Source organism: Arthrobacter sp. 08Y14 (assembly GCF_002929455.1).
Taxonomy (GTDB): domain Bacteria; phylum Actinomycetota; class Actinomycetes; order Actinomycetales; family Micrococcaceae; genus Arthrobacter_B; species Arthrobacter_B sunyaminii.
On record NZ_PJIX01000003.1, the window covers coordinates 428,987 to 447,965 of the forward strand.

Sequence of the window (18,979 nt, forward strand, 5' to 3'; positions counted from 1 at the left end):
CCAGGAGCGCTACTTCGTGACCATGCAGGATGCAAAATCCACCGAAAGCGCCGAGACCGGCGGACCCGCGGCTGTCATAGTTCTCGCTGCCGGAGCCGGCACCCGGATGAAGTCCCGGACACCCAAGATCCTGCACCCCGTTGGCGGAACGTCCATGGTGGGCCATGCCCTGGCGGCAGCACAGGCACTGGCGCCCCGCGCCCTGGCCGTGGTGGTCCGGCATGAGCGGGACCGGGTGGCGGAGCACGTTGCCGCCGCCGCTCCGCAGGCCGTGATCGTGGACCAGGATGACGTTCCCGGCACCGGACGCGCCGTGCAGGTGGCGCTGGACGCACTGGACACCTTCGCGCCGCTGGAGGGCACCGTCGTCGTGACCTACGGAGACGTGCCGCTGCTGGAGGCGGACACGCTGCGGCAGCTGGTGGCCGTGCACCAAATCGACGCCAACGCCGTCACCGTGCTCACCGCCCGGCTGGAAGATCCCACCGGCTACGGCCGGATCCTGCGCGCCGAAGACGGCACCGTCACCGCCATCGTGGAGCACAAGGACGCCGACGAGGCACAGCGCGCCATCACCGAAATCAACTCCGGCATCTACGCGTTCGACGCCGCCGTGCTGCGCAGCGCCCTGGCCGAGGTCACCTCGGACAACTCCCAGGGTGAGATGTACCTCACTGACGTACTCGGCCTGGCCAGGGCGAACGGCGGCCGCGTTGCCGCCGTCGTCACCGATGATTTCTGGCAGGTGGAGGGCGCCAATGACCGCGTCCAGCTGGCAGCACTGAATGCCGAGCACAACCGCCGCAACCTCGTTCGCTGGATGCGGGCCGGCGTCACCGTCGTTGACCCCGCCACCACTTGGATCGACGCCGGCGTCACGCTCGCCGAGGACGTCACCATCCTGCCCGGCACCCAGTTGCACGGCTCCACCGTGGTGGAGCGCGACGCAGTCGTCGGCCCGGACACCACCCTCACCAACGTCGTGGTGGGGGAGGGCGCCAAGGTGGTCCGCACCCACGGTTCCGAGGCCCGTCTGGGGGCCGGGGCCGACGTCGGACCCTTCGCCTACCTGCGACCGGGCACCGTCCTGGGCGCCAAGGGCAAGATCGGCACCTTCGTGGAAACCAAGAACGCGGATATCGGTGCGGGGTCCAAGGTTCCCCATCTTTCCTATGTGGGGGACGCCACCATCGGCGAGCAGTCCAACATCGGTGCCGCCTCGGTTTTCGTGAACTACGACGGCGTCAACAAGCACCACACGACCATCGGTTCACACGTGCGGATGGGCAGCGACAACATGTATGTGGCCCCCGTCACGGTGGGCGACGGCGCGTACAGTGGAGCTGGAACCGTGGTCCGCAAGGACGTTCCGGCCGGCTCCCTGGCCATCAATGTGGCGCCTCAGCGCAACCTCGACGGCTGGGTGCTGACCAACCGTCCGGGCACCGCCGCAGCCAATGCGGCAGCCGCCGCTGCGGACGCCGATTCCACAGCCTCTTCCTCAACAACTGATTCCCCCACGCGAGAAAGCGATCATTAATGAGCAGCGAGATCACCGCCCAAGGTGAAAAGAAGCTTGTCCTTGCCACCGGCCGTGCACACCCGGAACTGGCCGAGGAAATCGCACGCTGTCTCGACACGGACCTGCTGCCGCTGGCTTCCTATGACTTCGCCAACGGCGAGATCTATGTCCGTCCCGGCGAAAGCGTCCGCGGCACTGATGCCTTCGTGATCCAGGCCCACCCGGCGCCCATGAACAACTGGCTGATGGAACAGCTGATCACCGTTGACGCCCTGAAGCGGGCCTCCGCCAAGCGCATCACCGTGGTCTCCCCGTTCTACCCGTACGCACGCCAGGACAAGAAGGGCCGTGGCCGCGAGCCGATCTCGGCCCGCCTGATCGCAGACCTGTACAAGACGGCCGGCGCTGACCGCATCATGAGCGTTGACCTGCACACCTCGCAGATCCAGGGCTTCTTCGACGGTCCCGTGGACCATCTCATGGCCATTCCGCTGCTGGCCGACTACATCCGCACCCGAGTTGATGTCTCCAACGTCACGGTGGTGTCCCCGGACACCGGCCGGGTCCGCGTCGCCGAGCAGTGGGCCGAGCGCCTGGGTGGAGCGCCGCTGGCGTTCGTGCACAAGAGCCGTGACCTCACAGTGCCCAACCAGGCTGTGTCCAAGCAGGTTGTGGGCCAGGTTGAAGGCCGCACCTGCGTGCTCATCGATGACATGATCGACACCGGCGGAACCATCGCAGGCGCCGTGCGTGTGCTGAAGGAAGCCGGTGCAAAGGACGTCATCATCGCTGCGACGCACGCCGTGTTCTCCGACCCGGCGGCCCGCACGCTGGCCGAGTCCGGTGCCCGCGAAGTGGTGGTCACCAACACGCTGCCGATCCCGGCCGCTAAGCGCTTCGACCAGCTGACCGTCCTCTCGATCGCTCCGCTGATTGCCCGGGCGATCAAGGAAGTTTTCGAAGACGGCTCCGTCACCAGCCTCTTCGACGGCAAGGCCTAGTTCCTTCCGCGTCAGCTGCTTCACAAATTAATCACTGCAACATCCGCGCTGCCCGTTCAACCTTCGGCTCCCTTGGGGCCGCGGTTCGGACGGGCAGCGTGCTGCTGGTAGGATGGTCTGCGATGCCTAGGCGAGGGAGAGGCCCGGATACATTCGGGCAATACTCCGTTATCGACGGTGGCTGGCAACTTCTGACTGCATCCGCGGACGTTTGATCCACGGAATGCAGCGCTGTTCCCATACCGGCGCCTTCGTCCCGGCAACCACGGAACATCCATTATCAGGAGTTTGAAATGTCTGAGCAGAAGCTCGCAGGAACCGTCCGCACCGAATTCGGCAAGGGTGCGGCCCGCAAGGCACGCGTTGCCAACATGATCCCCGCAGTCATCTACGGCCACGGCGAAGATGTCATGCACATCCTGCTGCCCGCCAAGGCAACCACCCTGGCAGTCCGCACGGCCAACGCCCTGCTGGAAATCGACGTCGACGGCGAGTCCCACCTGGCTCTGGCCAAGGACATCCAGCGCGACCCGATCAAGCAGATCATCGAGCACATCGACCTGCTGACCGTCCGCAAGGGCGAAAAGGTTGAGGTTGAGGTCAACGTCCACGTTGAGGGCGAACTGGCACCGGGCACCGACGTCTACAACCAGGAAGCCAACACGGTTCTGGTTTCCGCCGACGCCACCAACCTGCCGGAAACCATCGTGGTCAGCATCGAAGGCCGCGTCGCCGGCGAGCACATCTACGCCAAGGACCTGGAACTGCCCGCCGGCGTTGAGCTGCTGCTGGATCCCGAGACCATGGTCATCAACATCTCCGAAGCCACGGTCCAGGACCTGGGCGCGCCGTCGGACGAGCAGATCGCCGATGCAGCTGCTGAAGTTGGCGCCGAAGCGTAATTCATCTCCGGGGTCTGCTCCCCGTAACGGAGCCGTCCGGTTCTTGCCGAAGGAGCAGTACCTGCAGTGAACAGCAACACCTGGCTTGTAGTCGGGCTCGGGAACCCCGGGCCCGGCTACAGCCGCAACCGGCACAATATTGGCCAGATGGTCCTGGATGACCTGGCCTCCCGCGTGGGCGGGAACTTCAAGTCCCACAAGTCCCGGGCGCAGATCCTGGAGGGCCGGCTGGGCATTGGGGGACCGCGCGTCATCCTGGCAAAGCCCCAGACCTACATGAACCTCTCCGGCGGCCCCGTATCGGCGCTGGCCAAGTTCTTCGATATTCCGGCAGACCACGTAGTGGCCGTGCACGACGAGATCGACATCCCCTTCAACACCATCAAGCTGAAGTCCGGCGGCGGCGAGGGCGGCCACAACGGGCTTCGCGACATGAGCCGGGCCCTGGGCACCAAAGACTACTTCCGGGTCCGCGTAGGGGTGGGGCGGCCGCCCGGACGCATGGACACCGCGGATTACGTGCTCAAGGATTTCCCCTCGGCCGAAGCCAAGGAACTGCCGTTCCTTATTGGCGACGCGGCGGATGCGGTGGAGCTGCTGCTGACGGAGGGCCTAACGGCTGCGCAGCAGAAATTCCACTCAGCGGCCTGATCCCGGTGAGCGTTCGTCCTCCTTCGTGCGGGGGGGGCGGCCCGGCAGGTAGTTGGCCAGCAGAAACGGGTACTGATCCCGTCAGGGCAAACAGGCCGCCACCCATTGTTGGGGGCATACCCCGGGCCTAGAATCGAATCATGCCTTCGGGCACTATTAGCTGGGGCCGGCGTCGGGAGGCCTCCGAGACTGGGCCACCCCCATCCCGGCGCCGGTCCCTTTGACAGAATATCCGGGTGTTCGGCAGTTTTTATGCCGAGCGCCCGGATTTTTGCGTTTACCGCCCGGGTTTTTGCGTTTAAGGGTTGTCCGCCGTTTTGTAGATTGTCTCGACCCAATAAAACCGCCACGCCCAAAACGCATGCCTTTGTATGTAGACGAAACCAGGCATGTCGCGTACTGTCGCTCCAGTAACCGCCGCTTTTTCCGCAGTGATCTGAAAATTCAGGCGCCGGCGCTCTAGTTGCTGCCGGACTCGGTGTGTGCGGTTGCAATAGTCGTGGGGGGCCGCGGGGGCGTGGACAATAATATGTTGCTTGAAGATACTGGCGTACCGCAGTGCGCATTAATTGGCAGGGCAAGAGAGCATGCAGTGCTGGCAGAGGCGCTGCAGGCCGGCCACGGCGGTGCCGTTGTGGTGGGGCCGGTAGGCATTGGCAAGACTGTCCTGGTTCATGCCGCGGCGGCCGATCCGGCTTTTTATTCGGTGACCATCCGCGGCAGCCGCGAATCCGGCAAGACGCCTTTTGGCGCTCTGGCCTGGCTGATCTCGGACCTTCCCGACGGGCTGGGATCCCGTCCCGCCCGCCTGCTGCAGGAACTGGAACAACTGTTGCTGAAACGGGCTGCCGGAAAACGCATTCTGCTGCTGCTGGACGGCGTGGAGCACCTGGACGAACTGACCGCCATGGTGGTCTCCCAACTGGCGCGGCGCTCCGTTGTCACTGTGCTGGCCACGGCCGAAAGCCTGTTTCGGGCAGCTGCCGAGTTTCAGGCACTCTGGACTGAAGGACTGCTTCTCCGAGTGGACCTGGCTGCCTTTGACCTGGATGACACCCGTGAACTCATGCAGGTTATCCTCCGGGGGCCGGTGTCCTCGGCCGCGGCCCGGGCCTTGCAGCGGCATACCGGCGGGAACCCCCACCTGATCACGCTCCTCACCAGGGAACAGGCGGACGAAGGAGTCCTGAAGGAGCAGAACGGTGCGTGGGTGCTGGCCAAACCGCTGGTGTCTTCAGGTCAGGTTGCCGAAGTGATGACCGTTCGGCTGAAACGGCGTCCCCCGGCGGAGCGCTCCGTCATTCAACTGCTTGCCCTCTCCGGTGAGCTGCCGTTGTCCGTTGTCCTGCAGCTGGTTCCCGCGGAAACGGTGGATACGCTGGAAGAGGAGCGGCTTCTGGAAGTGACCGGCTCCGGGATCATCCGTCTTGGACCGGAGACCTCCGCCGAGGCAATCGCCGCAAGCATACCTCCGGGAAGAAGCCGCGAGCTCTGGGAGGAAGTGTCAGCCATCCTGGACCCGGCGCTGCTGCCGGCTTCGGCGCTTCCGGGTTTTTGCCGCTGGACCCTGGCATGCGACGGCACCTTGGACCCGCAAACCGCTCAGCGTGCAGCCAGCCTGGCCACGGCGGCGGGGAATTATGGCCAGGCCCTGCAATTTGTCCATTCCGTTGAGGCCGGGCAGCGTACCCAGGCCATGGTGTTGGAGGAGGTACGCGCGCTTACGGCGCAGGGGGAGTACAGCGATGCACTGGCGTCACTTCAGAGGTTGGATAGGGCGGACGGCCCCGCAGACGTGGACGCGTGGGCGGATCTTCTCCGCCATCAGGTCCTCCTGCTGAGACTCCTTGGACGCGGAAACCCGGTGGAAGTGCTGGAGAAGGCCCGGACAGCGGTCCTGCCGGATGAACCGGAAACTGTTCGACGGAAGAGAGAGGCCCTGCTGCTGGTGGTGCGCGGCGCCCTGGCCATTGACTCCGGGTGCCTGGCCGATGTGCCGCCGGAGCTCGCGGACATCAGCTCAGATCCGGCGCTCCCGCCTGTAGTCCGTGCCGGTGCAGGTGCCCTGCAGGCACAGTTCCTGGCGCTGTCCGGCCGGGCCGACCAGGCGATGACACTGCTCGATGCCGTGATGGAGGATGTCCGCGGTGTGTTCATTCCAAGCATCCTGGACATTGTGCATGTCCGGGTTTTTCAGACCCTCACCGCAGCCGGCGAGTATGCGCGTGCCGCGGCACTGGCAAATGAACTGGTGGATGGCAGGAGCCCGCGTGCTTTCTGCTGCAACTCGGGTGAAGTTGCTTCCGGGATGGTGCATGCCCTCTCGGGAAGAGCTGACAAAGCGCTCGGGTCGCTCGCTTCGGCCATGAGCCAACTGCAGCTGCGGGATTCCATCGATCTGCTGCCGACGGCGCAGTCACTGGCTGCCTACGCACACCTTCTGCTGGAAAACATGGATGAGGCCGCCCGTCTGTCCGAGAACAATGTCGGGTACCGGTGGCGGCCTCCTGCCCAGCTGGAATCAGTGGCACAACTGCTGCGGGTACAGGTGGTGCTGGCCGGTGACCCGCAGCGGCTTTGCGTCGAACTGCGTTCCATGGCGCGCCGCTGCCTGGACCAGGCAATGGTGGCGCCGGCCCTGGAATGCCTGGCCGCGGCAGCGCGGCACGGCGATGCAAAAGCAGCAATCGAGCTGGCCGAGGCAGCTGCCCAAGCCAGCGGCCGCTGGGCCCGGGCGTTGTACTGCTTTGGCGCCGGCATGGACGGCAATGACCCCGCCCTGCTGGTGGAAGCGGCGGATACCGCTCTTGAACTGGGCAACGTCCTTCTGGCCAACACAGCGGCGCGTGCTGCACTCCGGCTTCTGGACGGCCGTTCGGACTCCGCAGACCGGGTCCATGCCCGGGACGCGCTCAGGCTCGAACATCTGAGCTTCCGCGAACTCCGTGCATCCAACACCATCACGGAACGGATGAAGACCCTCACGCCGTTTGAAGCTGAAATTGCCCTTCGCGCGGCAGGACAGGCAACGCGGGCGGAGATTAGCGGCGCGCTGAAACTGTCACCGCGCACCATTGACTGGCACCTGGGTAAGATCTTCGACAAGCTGCACGTTTCGGGGCGCTCGGAACTTGGCGAGGTTCTGGGGCAGCACTGAACAGGTACGGAAGTCAGGGGGTGACTGGTGCGACAGGGCTTTAACGTGCGGCCGCCGGTGGGCCGGGATGCAGTCCTTGAGGCTGTAATGGAGAGTCTCCGCCGGCCGGGCGGGCACGGAGCTGTGGTGGTGGCTGACGCGGGCACAGGCAAGAGTTTGCTGGCATCGGCAGTTGCCGGAAAAATGAAGGACCGCGCGGACGTGCATCGCATCCACACGAGTTCTTCCCTTTCCACGGTTCCCTACGGTGCACTGGCACCACTGATTTCCGAGTTGGATCCAGGCGAGACCGATTCCCCGCTCGCTGTGATGCGCTCCCTGATGGGCCGGTTCTTCCCGGATGCCCGCTACGAATCTGCCACCGCGCCCCTGCTGATCGTGGATGACGCCGACTCGCTGGATGAGGCGTCCGGTGACCTCGTGATGCAGCTGGTGGCCTCCGGCCGCATACGTGTCCTGTTGCTCACCCGGCGGATCGCCGGTCTTCCCGCCGGGCTGTCCAACTTGGTGTGGGAGGGGGTACTGTCCCGGCACGACCTGCCCCCGCTGACGGAGGCCCAGGTTCATGAGCTCTGCGTCCAGGTGCTTGACGGACCGGTTCTGACCAGCACCAGCACCGACCTCGCCCGGGTCAGCGGCGGCAATCCCATGCTGGTCCTGGCGCTTCTCGCCGAAACTGTGAGGGCCGAAAGCCTGGTGTTCCGGCACGGCGTCTGGCTGCTGCATGAACAGATGCTTCCGCCGGAGGGGAGGCTGGGTGACCTGCTCCGGGCACAGATGTCAGGATTGTCCACCGAGGAGCGGGACGCGCTGGAGATCATCGCACTGGCGGAGCCGCTGCCGGCCGCCGCAGCGTTCAGCCTGGGCCTGCACCGCGCGGTGGATTCGCTGACCGACGCCAAGCTTGTGGTCCTTTCCGGGGATCCGGTTCGGCTTCTGCGGCTGAAACATCCGCTGTACGGTGACGTTGTTCGCCGGCTCGTCCCCGCCGCCCGCAGTGCGCGCCTGCGACGGCGGCTGCTCACCGTCTCCGATCCCGGGGCTGAGGAGGGAGAGAACCTGCTGCGGTGGGTGTCATGGTCCCTTGACTGCGGAGCGGATGTGCCGGATTCGAGTCTGGTCGCCGCCGCGTACCGTGCCAACAACCTCTTCGACAGTTCGTCAGCGTTTCGGCTGGCTTCCGCCGTCAAGGATCCGGCGTATGCCATGGCCGCGCGGGTTCAGGCCGCCCGCGCCCGTTTCCAGGACGGTAAACCGGAGGCGGCCCGTGAACTGATTGACGGAGTGAGTGCTGCCGCTGCGGACCTGACCACGCTCAAGATGGCAGTACTGATCCGGGTGGAACTTTTTCGGTTGCAGCAGACGGATGACGGCGGGCTTTCCGCCATAGCTGCGGATTGGCTTGCCGGCGTGGATCGGATCGAAGAGTCCGCGGGAGAAAACGCGGGCAGCGAGCTGGCGGCGGACATCCTGTCATCACGCCGCGGCGGGCGGCTGCTGGATCTGACGGGAAGGATACTCGAGGGCAGGTTCGGATCCGCCGAGGAGGAGCTCCGTGCCATCCTCGCTGCAGGTCTGCGGGCGCACGACGACGAAGCGGTCCTCATCGCAAAGACCCTCCTTGCCGAGATCCTGACCGAAACCGGCCGGCTCCAGGCGGCCTACAGCCTTTCGCAGGATGCGGTCACGATGCTGGACCGGGGCGGGCACCGCTTCATGGCCTACTACCAGTTTGTCCTGTACCGCCATTTGACGGTGCTCCTCTGGCTGGGGAAGTGGGATGAAATCCACTCCACCATCCAAATCGGCGTCTCAGGGATCTTCGGCGCGCTGGTCCACGTTGCCGGTGTCGTGGATTTGACCAAAGCCGTCACGCACCTGCGGACAAACGACACTAAGGAGGCGCTGGTCTCTCTCTCCGCCGCCGTCGAGGGACTGCGCACCAGCGATTCGGAAGGACTGCTGACTCTCGCCCTGGGGCTTGGCGCCTTCGTCGCAGCCTCGAGCGGGCAGCCGATCCTCGCTGAAGAACTGCTTGCCGACGCCGATTCCCGGAAACCCCGGGGAGCCGCAACGTACCGTTTGCTGGCGAGGGGCTACGAGACGGCAGCCCGTTCGATCCTGTCGCCGGAGCGGCAGGCGGCGAACACGCTCAGCGAGCTCGCCGATGAGGCGGAGAACGCCGGGTTTGTTTCCGTTGAGCTGGAACTGCGGTTCCTGTCCCTGTCCCTCGGCGACTTGGAGGGGCTCAACCGTTTGCAGAAAATCGCGGAGGATTTTGAGGGACCGCAGGCATCGGTCCTGGGCCGTTTCGCCCGGGCAATCCTGGACGACGACGCCGATGAGCTGCTCCTGATGGGATCCGACCCCGTGGAACCGGGCTGGGAGCGTCTGGCCGGTCAATGCACCGCCGCAGCGCACCGGATTGCCAAGGCCAAAGGTGACCACGCTCTGCTCCAGCGCGTCCAGCGGGTCCTCAGCAAGCAGCGTGGGGGGACGGGGTCAAGGACCAAGGCCGGGATTCCACTGCTGACCCGCCGGGAACGCGACGTCGCAGCGCTGGTGATGCAGGGCTACCGCAACGCTGAAATTGCCGAGCGCCTTTTCCTTTCCGTGCGAACAGTTGAAGGACACATCTACCGGACCTTCGAAAAACTCGGAATCAGCAAGCGGGAAGAGCTGAAACAGGAGCTTCTGGCCCGGGACGGCTCGGCCTGACCCAGTACTCCGTATCTGGCCTGGCCGGAAATCCAAGCGGTCAGGGACCGCTATTCGGGTATGCCTTACCCGTGCAGGGTTCAGCCCCGTGACTTAATCTGGCCGTGATCCTTGGTGAGCAATTGTTGTCCGGGGCCAATGAGGCGCCCGGAAAATTCGGCGGTCCCCCACCAGCCGCACTCCGCACTTGTTTAGAGGTCCCTGATGAGCACGCTCCTGCAGTCCGGCCCGCCCGGCGACCCCGCGACCCCGGACGGCCGGGTGCCTCAACCCCCGTCCCCGTCCGGTGCCCGGTACCACCGCACACCCGTCCCGTCTCGATCCGCCGAGGCCCGGGGGAGCGCCCGCATGGCTGTGCGGGACGCCTTAGATGGATCAGGTGCAGTTATCCTGGGCCCCCCGGGCATCGGAAAAACCACGCTGGCACGGGAGGCGGTGGACCTCTGCGAGGACGGGTTTCGGGTACACCTTCGCGGCAGCCCCCTGTCAGCACAGACCCCCTACGGAGCCATGGCCTGGCTGCTCAGCGATTTGCCCCCACAAGATCTCGTCAATCCGGTTCAGGTCCTGCGGGCGTTGGAATCACTGCTGACCCGGCTGGCCGGCGGCCGGCGGATTATCCTGGTGATCGACAACGCCGAGGGAATTGATGATCTGGGCGTCCTCGTGACGTCGGAACTGTGCCGCCGGGGGACCGTGGCACTGCTGCTCATTTGCGGTGACCTGCTCGGCTGCCACCAGGATTACGTGCGGCTGTGGACCGACGGAACCCTGAAACGGATTGACCTGGCACCGATGGACCTGCCGGAAACCGCGGAACTGCTCGCCGACGCCGCCGGAGGCCCGCTGACCACGCTGGCGCAGGAGAAGCTGTGGCAGCAAAGCAGGGGGAACCCGCTTCTGGCGGCCCTGTTGTGCAGGGACCACAAAGCGGCCAAGGCGCTGGTGCTTCGACGCGGCTACTGGACGTGGACCGGTCCGCTGGTTCATTCCGGTGAGCTTCCGGACCGCGTGGAAACAGTACTGCGCCGCTTCACCCCCGGTGAACGGCACGCCGTGGAAATTCTTGCGCTCTGCGGCGGGCTGCCGCTGGAGACTCTCCTGCAGCTGATGCCGGCCCACACCGTGGATGCACTGGAGGAGGGATCGCTGGTGACCATTGGCGGCGGACCGGGCCAGCCGGTGCGCCTGGCCTGGAACCTGCAGCCGGCAACCATTGCAGCGAGAATCCCCTTCGGCCGCAGCCGGGATCTCTGGACCGAAGTAACCCGGGTGGTGAATCCGCAACAGCTGAGCGGAGAGGCTGCTGCCGGCATGGCCGCCTGGTCCCTCTCGGTGGGCGTTTCCCTCGACCCGGATGAAGCTCTGGCCGCCGCATGCTGGTCCAACGAAACCGGGGACGTTGACGCCGCCCTGCGGTATTCCCGTGCGGTTCCGTCCCCGCGGCCGCTGCCCCTGGTGCTGGAAGAAGCGGCCGCCCTGCGGTCCATTGGTAACCATGCGCAGGCGCACCGGTGTCTTGCAGCGGCACAAACCGGCAGCGAGCCATCGCATGACCGGCACATCACCCTACTGACCCAGCGTGCGCTGGCAGCGGCCCGGATCCTGGACTCAACCGACGATCCGCCGGCCCTGCTGCAGCAGGCCGAACGGCTGCTCCCCAAAGACGAAGGCGCCAATCCCGGGCCCGGCCTGAGGCTAACCTTGGCACGGGCGGAGATCCTTTCGCTGGACGGCAGGCTCGGGGACTTGCCGGCGTCCCTGGGGGACGACTTTGCCGACCCCGCTGCTCCGCCCGACCTCAGGCTGATGGCCGGTATCCGCCGGGGACAGCAGGATGCAGCTGCCGGCCGTTTTGACGAAGCACTGGAACTAGTGGCGCTGATTCGGTCCCGTCTGGCAGGAGGCATCTCGGCAGACGTGCGCACCCGGGAACAGCTCTTCCACCATCTGTTCTTCCTGCTGATCCGCTGCGGCGAGCTGGGCCAGGCGCTGGCAATGACCGAGCTGGTTGCCCGCCCGGGAAATGGAACAGGCCTGCGGGCCGCCGCTGGGACCGAATTGCCCGCCGGCCTGGTCCACGCGTATGCCGGCCGCGGCGACACCGCCATGGATTTCCTGAATCCGGCGCTGGCACAGCTGGAATCGCGCGACCCGGACAACATGCTGCCGCTGGCATCCGCGGCAGCTGCCTACTCGGATTTCCTCGGTTCGGAACCCGGACGGCAGCCGGACCGGGAAGCATACGCCGAATCCGGGTACCGAACGGATCCATATCTTGAAACAGCGGTGCGGTACTTTCGGATCCTGAGTACCCCTGCCGGCACCGGCCGTACGGCGGAGCAGCTTCATACCCGTGCCGGACATGCCCGCGCTGAGGGAAACCTTCCGGATGCCCTCCTCTGCTACGGTGCGGCAGCGCTGCGGGGCAGCCGGGCGGCGGCAGCGGACCTTTCCGCTGCGGCGTCATCGGCCAACGGCATCCCCGGGCTCCTTTACCGCAATCTGGCTGACGGACTCCTGGAGAAGGACGCGGCAACGCTGATCCGGGCCGGGGAGACGGCCCTGGGGCAGTCAAATACCCTGCTGGCCTATCAAGCTGCCGGTGCTGCCCGCAGTTTCGCGGCCGACGGCGGCGGCCGCGCCTTGTCGCGGCGGGCACGACAGCTGGAGCACGTGACCTTCCGTGAACTGTCGCCGGCCAACAGTATTGAGCACGGCCTGTCCCGGCTGGGAAACTTTGAACGGGAGCTCGCCCTGCTTGCCGCCGGAGGGGAGACCAGCGCCCGGCTTGGGGAACGGTTCCATCTGTCGGCCCGGACTGTTGACTGGCATCTGGGCCGCATTTTCGCCCGGTTGAGTGTCTCGGGCAGAAGCGACCTTCGAGCGGCTCTCAGCGGGAAAACTACGTAGACACACGCTGCAACTTACCCCCAAACCAAGTGGTGTCCGGGCCGGATGCGGGACGAACCTGAGTAGTTGGCGCGCGTGACTGGTGAACGGTACTCGTGTTTGTACTTTCTCCGGCTTCTAGTCTGGCCGCAGGTATAGAACGCAGCCTGTGCCCGGCGAACGCGGTCGGGTGCAGGCCATCGGAAGAATCGGGTCTCACCGTGCAAAACAGTCTCTCCCAGTCCTATGTGCGTCCCTCGTCAGCTCCCGGGCCGAACTCCCTGGGTCCTGTCGTATCCCTCGCCAGCGGGCCCAGGCCGGATACCGCTGGTCCTGAAGAGCGGACGCCACCCCACTTTGTGGGCCGCAGCGACGTCACCCGCACCATTCTGGGCCGCCTGGCATCCGGCGGAGGAGCAGGATGCATCTTGGTGGGGGAAGCAGGAAGCGGCAAGACCGCACTGATCCACCACGTACTGCGCCAGTGCAGCCCCGACACGTATGTGGTCCATGTCCGCGGATCGGCTTTCTCCGGCCGGACCCCCTTCGGTGCCCTCACCTTTCTCCTCTCGGACCTGGAACCGGAGATTGCCACGCATCCGGTACTGATCCTTCGCGGACTCACCCGGTTGATCCAGGAACGTGCTCAGGGACGTGCCGTCTTGCTGGCCGTGGACAACGGGGAAGACCTGGATGAGTTCTCCGCCATGGCACTTAGCCAAATGGTCCTTAGCCGCACGGCAGGACTCCTGGCCTGTTTCCGCGACTTTAGCCGGGCACCGGCCGAATTCGCCGGGCTCTGGCGCGAGGGCATCCTGTCACGGGTCGATCTCGACCCCCTGAATCTGGCGGAGACGGCGGAACTGATGTCGGCTGCACTGGACGGCCCCGTCTCGGGCTCCGCCGTCGCCCACCTGCACCGTTCCACCGGCGGCAACCCCCATCTGCTCCAGCTGGGTTGCGAGGACTACCGTGACTCGGGCAAGCTCCGCCTCAGCGGAAGCGTCTGGGTTCTTGACCGCGCCAAGGCAGCACCCGCGGGCCGTGTGGCTGAAACCGTGCTCAACCAGCTGGGCACGCTGACGGACGGCCAGCTGGCACTGGTGCAAACGGTCGCGCTGGCAGGGGCCCTGCCCCTGGCAGCAGCACTGCACAGCGTCGCCTCCGATGAAGTGGACACCCTGCAGGAACGGGAAATTCTGGCCCTCGAACAGGGGAGCGTCCCGCGGATCATGATCTCCGACAGGGTACTGGTGTCCGCCCTGCGCTCTTCCGCGGACACAGCCACACGGGCGAAACTGCTGCATCAGTTGCGGGACGTTGCCGCGGCTGCGGTGCCGGCCGGCGAACTCCAGGCCGCCGGCACGGACCCGCTGGCGGCGGTTCTGGACCCTGCACGGCTGGCATTGTGGCGGCTCGACGCCGGAGAGTCCCTCGACTTGGAGTCCGCTGTGGAGGCGGCACAAAGTGCCAACGCCGCGGGGGACTTCCGGGGCGCCATCCGCTTCATCACCGCCTGTGAGAATTACGCCAATAACCCGGGAGCCGTCCTTGAGCTGGTGTCTGCCCACATGGCACTGGAAGACTACGCTGCGGCGGTCTCAGTATTGGGTGCCTGCCGGGCCCGCAGCGGCGGCGCGGCACCGCGGGAAGAGGTGCTGCTGCTGATTGCGGAGAACAGGGTACTCTGCATGGCAGCCACCGGCGCGTTGTCCGCCACGGTGTCCGCAGCAGTGCTTCCTTCCGGGGCTGCCAAGAAACACGAAGAGCTGTTGGCCAAAGCCGAACAACGGGTGGCCGCAATCAGCAGTGCCGGAACCGTCAGCCGCAGCGAGGCCGCAGAGCTGAAGCGCAGGCTGGTCCTGGCCCGGGCCGAGTGCAACTCCACACACGGGCGGTTCCTCGAAAACGCCGCATTCCTTGCACCGCTGCAGGCGGAGGCAGCTTCCCAGGACAAGACCTACCGCGTCCTCACCGGCTCCTGGCTCTGCGAGGCCCTGGGGATGACAAACCGGCAGGATGAGGCAGCCGAAGTCTCCCGGGAGGTGGAGCGGCTGCTGGGCGATTCCGGAATCAGCACGGCCGACCGTACCCGTGCCTTCGCCCGGATTGTCCACGTCCACCTGGCCATTGGAGCGTTGAACAGCGCCCGCCGCCTGCTGCAGCAGCCGTCCGGGAACGGCCAGACGGAGCTGTTTCCGGGGCTGCTCGGCGAAATTTCCGAGGGCATACTGCATGCCTATGCCGGAGAGCCGGCGCCCGCGCTGCGTTGTCTGGTCCCCGCCGTCGCGCAGCTGCGGCTGAGCGGACCGGCATCCCTGCTGCCGCTGGCCACGTCCGCAGCCGCCTATTGCCTTGCCCTCCAAAAGGACCGCGAGAATGCCGAGGCCTACCTTCAGCTCCGAGCCAAGGCGGGCGACGGCGGTCCCTGGAGCTTGCGCCGCGCCGCACGTCATTTCGCTGCCCTCGCCAACGGTGCGCTTGGCTCCCCGCAGGCTGCCCGCCGGTTCCTTGAGCTGGCCGGCCATGACCATCGAAGGGGAGCGTACTCATACGAGCTGCTGTCGCTGCTCAGCGCCGCCCGGCTGGGGGATCTGGAGAACCTTGACCGGATTCTGACCGTTGCCGCTCATCAGCAGGGTTCGTTTCCCCGGATGTGCGAGGTCTATGCCAAAGGCGTGGGCAGCTTCGACGCTCAGCTGCTGATCCAGGCCAGTGAGCTGGGGAAAGCCGACGGGCATGTGCTCTTCGCCGCCGAGGCGTCGGAACGTGCGCTCGCTGTGGCGTCGGGAGCGGGAGACCGTGCAACGGTGAGGCTGATTCACCGCAGCCGCCGCGGGCCCGACGTCGCCGCTGTTGAAGGTTCCGACTCCGCCGACGAGTACCTCAGCGCCCTGACCTTCCGGGAACGGTCGATCGCCCGGATGGCCGCCGCGGGAACGAGCAATAAAGCCATTGCCGCTGATTTGAACATCTCGGTGCGAACCGTGGAGGGTCACTTGTACCAGGTCTATTCCAAGCTCCACGTCGGCAGCAGGCGTGAACTGGCCAAAGTCATCGCCGAAAAATCGGCGGTGCGGCCATGATCCCCGGAACGGTTCCCGGACCAGGGCGGGCACCGGCCCTGTTCGGCAGGGACCGCGAGCTTGCGGAAATCACTTCCCGGCTGCTCGAGCCGGGGCTGCGCGGCGCCGTGGTTATTGGAGAAGGGGGAATGGGAAAGTCTGCACTGGCAGATCAGGTCCTGGAACGGTTGAACGGAATCGTCACGCCGTCCTTCATCCACGGCAGCCCCGTTTTGTCCCGGTTGCCCTACGGGGTGCTCTCCGCGTATCTCGAAACCGCCGGGCCGGAGGATATGGAGTCACCGCTTGCAGTGCTTCGGACCATCCGCCGCCATTTCCGCAAGCTCAGCGAGGTGGGAAGCGGGCAGCCGCTGCTGGTCATCGACGACGCCCAGTTCCTCGATGAAGCCAGCGCCCACGTGGTGACGCAGCTGGCCATGTCCGGGGAGCTGAGGCTCCTGATCCTTGCGCAGCCGCGTGCCCGACACATCCATGAACTGCTTTCCCTGGCCCGGGACGGCCTGCTGGCGCGCATTGACCTGGGGGCACTGTCCCGGGACGCGGTCCACGAAGTCTGTGAAGGTGTCCTTGACGGACCCGTGCTCCGGGCCTCCAGTGCCGTGCTGGCAACGTTGTCCGGCGGTAATCCCCTCTATCTCAAGGCGTTGCTCGCTCAGTCACGCCGGCTCGGCCACCTCGCCGAAGGCAACGGCGCATGGTTCCTGCGCCGCGAACCGGACGGACTGGACGCCGCCGTGGTTGACCGGGTGAAGGGCCAGCTGCTTACCAGGAGTCCAGAAGAGCGCGACACCTTGGAGACCCTCGCCCTGGCCCAGCCCTTGCAGCGTTCGGTGCTGGCGGCCGTCTGCGGCCCGGCCCCGGTCCACGCCCTGCTGGCTGACGGAATACTGTGCGCCGTGCAGGGGCCGGCTGAAATGCTCCGGCTGGCCCAGCCCCTTCACGCCGAAGTGATCCGGTCCCTGGTGCCGGCCGTGCGCAGTGCGGCAATCCGTACCAAGGTGCTGGACTGCCTCCCGGACCGCGAGGGGGCAGAGACCGGTGATCCGTCCGTAAAGACGGCCTGGCTGCGCCGGCTGGAATGGGCCCTTGACTGCGGTGAGGGGATCCCCGACGCGGAGCTGCTGCAGGCGGCACGGGCAGCGAACGACGACGGCCAGTGGCCTTTGGCGGTCCGCCTCGGCTCTGCCGTCCGCGACGGCTCCTGCTTCGCGGCGGCACGGGTGGAAACCGCAGCTGCGTTGATGGAAACCGGGGGATTCGGCCCGGCCCGTGACCTGCTGGAAGGCATGCTGGAACCGGGACAACCAACCCTGGCCCAGGATGAAGAAACCCTCACCCGGGCGGTGCTTGCCACCGTGCGCCTGGACAACCGGTCCGGGCTGGACGAAGGGGATCTGGAGGCTCTTGCTTCCACGTGGGTCGAGGCCGCCGGCGAATTGTCAGCCAGGCTCGGCGGTTCCGGGGAGCCGCCGCCTTCGGTTGAGGCCGGGGCTGAAGTGCTTCGCGTTCTGGCGCTCATGGCGGCGGGGAACTATCCCGAGGCACGGGACCGGCTCACCGAATTAACGAAAGCTCCGCAGCCTCAGGCTTCAGGGCTGCCGGCACTGGTGGCCGTGGTTTCCCACGGGCTGCTGGCGGAACTCCTGGTGTCGGAAGGGCGGATCAGCAGCGCGCTGGTGCACTCCGGCACGGCGCTGGATCTGATCAAACGCCTGGGTGGGCTGCTGCAGGCATACTGCGGTGCCATGCTGGTGCGTCATGCGCAGGCACTGCTGCACGGAGGACGCTTCAGTGAACTTGAACGCGTTCTGGCAGCCAAACTGGAGGGCACCACCAAGCACCTGATCGCTCACGGCGGCACCCTGGGCGTCTTCGAGGGAGCGTTGGAGATTCACCAGGGCCGGTTGCGGGAAGGGCTTCAAAGCCTGCATCCGGCAGTGGAAGCCCTGCGGATTTCCGACCCGGAGAAACTCCTGCCTTATGCCTTGGGGCTTGCCGGCTATGCCTCCACCGTGGTGGGGGACCAGGACCAGACAGCCCGGTACGCCAAGGAACTTCGCAGCCTTGCCAGCACCGGCTCCCGGCCGCTGTGGCTGGTGAGCCAGGCATATGCAGCTGCGGCGTCGGCGTCATCCGAACCGGATGCCCGCGTTCCGGCAACACTGGCGGAAATCGCTGAACAGGCCCGGGCTGAGGGTCTGCTGGCGGCGGAAAAGGACATCCTGGAACTGTGCCTCGCCGTGGGGGACCTGTCCCAGGCATCCCGGCTGCAGGAGGTCAGTGCGGCCTTTGAAGGCGGTGAGGCACAGGCATTGAACGCCTATGCCGGTGCGGTGGCTTCCGGCAACCCGGATCTCATGGTTGCGGCAGCGGATGAAGCAGTGCGCCACCGCAAATATCTCCTTGCCGTGGAGAGCATCGGGCACGCCATCAGGTTCTACGGCACGCACGGCAACCTGCGCCGGCAACGGGCCCTGATCCAGCAGCTGAGAAGGAGGCGCGGGGAGCTGGCGGGCGTGACCGTGTCCTACCTGAGTCCGTCCCTGCACCTGGTCCGGCTGACCCGCCGCGAGCATGAAATTGTCGATTTGCTGCTCGCCGGGGCCAGCACCCGGGACGTGGCGGCACACTTCACTCTCTCGCAGCGAACGGTCGAAGGGCATGTGTACCGCATATACGTGAAGCTGGGTATCAGCCGCCGCGCAGATCTTGAAGCCGCCTACCGTGCACTGGAGCCTGGAACGAGTTCGGCCGCCCACGAATAGCTGCACCCGCAGAAGACGGACATCCTGCCGGCCCCGGATTTGCACTACCGGGGCCGGCTTTCTGCGTCTCCGGAACCATCCCCGGGCGCCCTCCAAGTAGTGCTAGGTAAAGCTTCCGCAGAGGGCGAAGTTGGGCTGCGGAGTCGAGTAGGCATTACTCGTGCCTGCCATTTGAGCCGCTCCTAGTCTTGGTTTTGTTGATTGGTTGTTGTTACCGGCTGCGCCTCTCTCAGCGCAGGTAGTGCGGATATCCCCAGCGGATACTGCCCACCACCAGGCCCGTCT

Annotated in this window: 9 protein-coding genes; all 9 read left to right on the forward strand. The window is 65.9% G+C overall.

From position 1 onward, the window contains the following. Positions 1–22 precede the first annotated feature (22 nt). The 9 genes from glmU to CXR03_RS14455 all read left to right on the forward strand — a co-directional run bounded on the left by glmU (position 23) and on the right by CXR03_RS14455 (position 18,694). The gene (gene glmU / locus CXR03_RS14415; RefSeq protein ID WP_104104691.1) at positions 23–1,540 is read left to right on the forward strand and encodes a bifunctional UDP-N-acetylglucosamine diphosphorylase/glucosamine-1-phosphate N-acetyltransferase GlmU; all 1,518 of its coding nucleotides are present in this window, start codon (positions 23–25) and stop codon (positions 1,538–1,540) included. After that, positions 1,540–2,523 carry a ribose-phosphate diphosphokinase gene (locus CXR03_RS14420; protein WP_104104432.1) on the forward strand — a complete coding sequence of 328 codons (984 nt, stop codon included), beginning with the start codon at positions 1,540–1,542 and terminating at the stop codon, positions 2,521–2,523. The genes glmU and CXR03_RS14420 overlap by 1 nt, the downstream gene beginning before the upstream one ends. A 293-nt stretch (positions 2,524–2,816) precedes the next feature. Next, positions 2,817–3,425: a 50S ribosomal protein L25/general stress protein Ctc gene (locus tag CXR03_RS14425; RefSeq protein ID WP_104104433.1), complete on the forward strand. Its 609-nt coding sequence runs from the start codon at positions 2,817–2,819 to the stop codon at positions 3,423–3,425. A 66-nt stretch (positions 3,426–3,491) separates the two neighbouring features. After that, on the forward strand, positions 3,492–4,076 hold the full coding sequence (gene pth / locus CXR03_RS14430; protein ID WP_104104434.1) for an aminoacyl-tRNA hydrolase: 585 nt from the start codon (positions 3,492–3,494) through the stop codon (positions 4,074–4,076). A 532-nt stretch (positions 4,077–4,608) separates the two neighbouring features. Next, positions 4,609–7,233: a helix-turn-helix transcriptional regulator gene (locus CXR03_RS14435; protein WP_181034624.1), complete on the forward strand. Its 2,625-nt coding sequence runs from the start codon at positions 4,609–4,611 to the stop codon at positions 7,231–7,233. An 87-nt stretch (positions 7,234–7,320) separates the two neighbouring features. After that, complete coding sequence (locus tag CXR03_RS14440; protein ID WP_146070528.1) at positions 7,321–9,951, forward strand: helix-turn-helix transcriptional regulator; 2,631 nt, start codon at positions 7,321–7,323, stop codon at positions 9,949–9,951. 348 nt (positions 9,952–10,299) lie between these two features. Next, positions 10,300–12,864, forward strand: coding sequence for a LuxR family transcriptional regulator (locus CXR03_RS14445; RefSeq protein WP_104104437.1), 2,565 nt, complete (start codon positions 10,300–10,302; stop codon positions 12,862–12,864). 200 nt (positions 12,865–13,064) lie between these two features. Beyond that, positions 13,065–15,929, forward strand: coding sequence for a LuxR C-terminal-related transcriptional regulator (locus tag CXR03_RS14450; RefSeq protein ID WP_181034625.1), 2,865 nt, complete (start codon positions 13,065–13,067; stop codon positions 15,927–15,929). Next, the gene (locus CXR03_RS14455) at positions 15,926–18,694 is read left to right on the forward strand and encodes a LuxR family transcriptional regulator (RefSeq protein ID WP_104104439.1); all 2,769 of its coding nucleotides are present in this window, start codon (positions 15,926–15,928) and stop codon (positions 18,692–18,694) included. The genes CXR03_RS14450 and CXR03_RS14455 overlap by 4 nt, the downstream gene beginning before the upstream one ends. Positions 18,695–18,979: the final 285 nt, after the last annotated feature.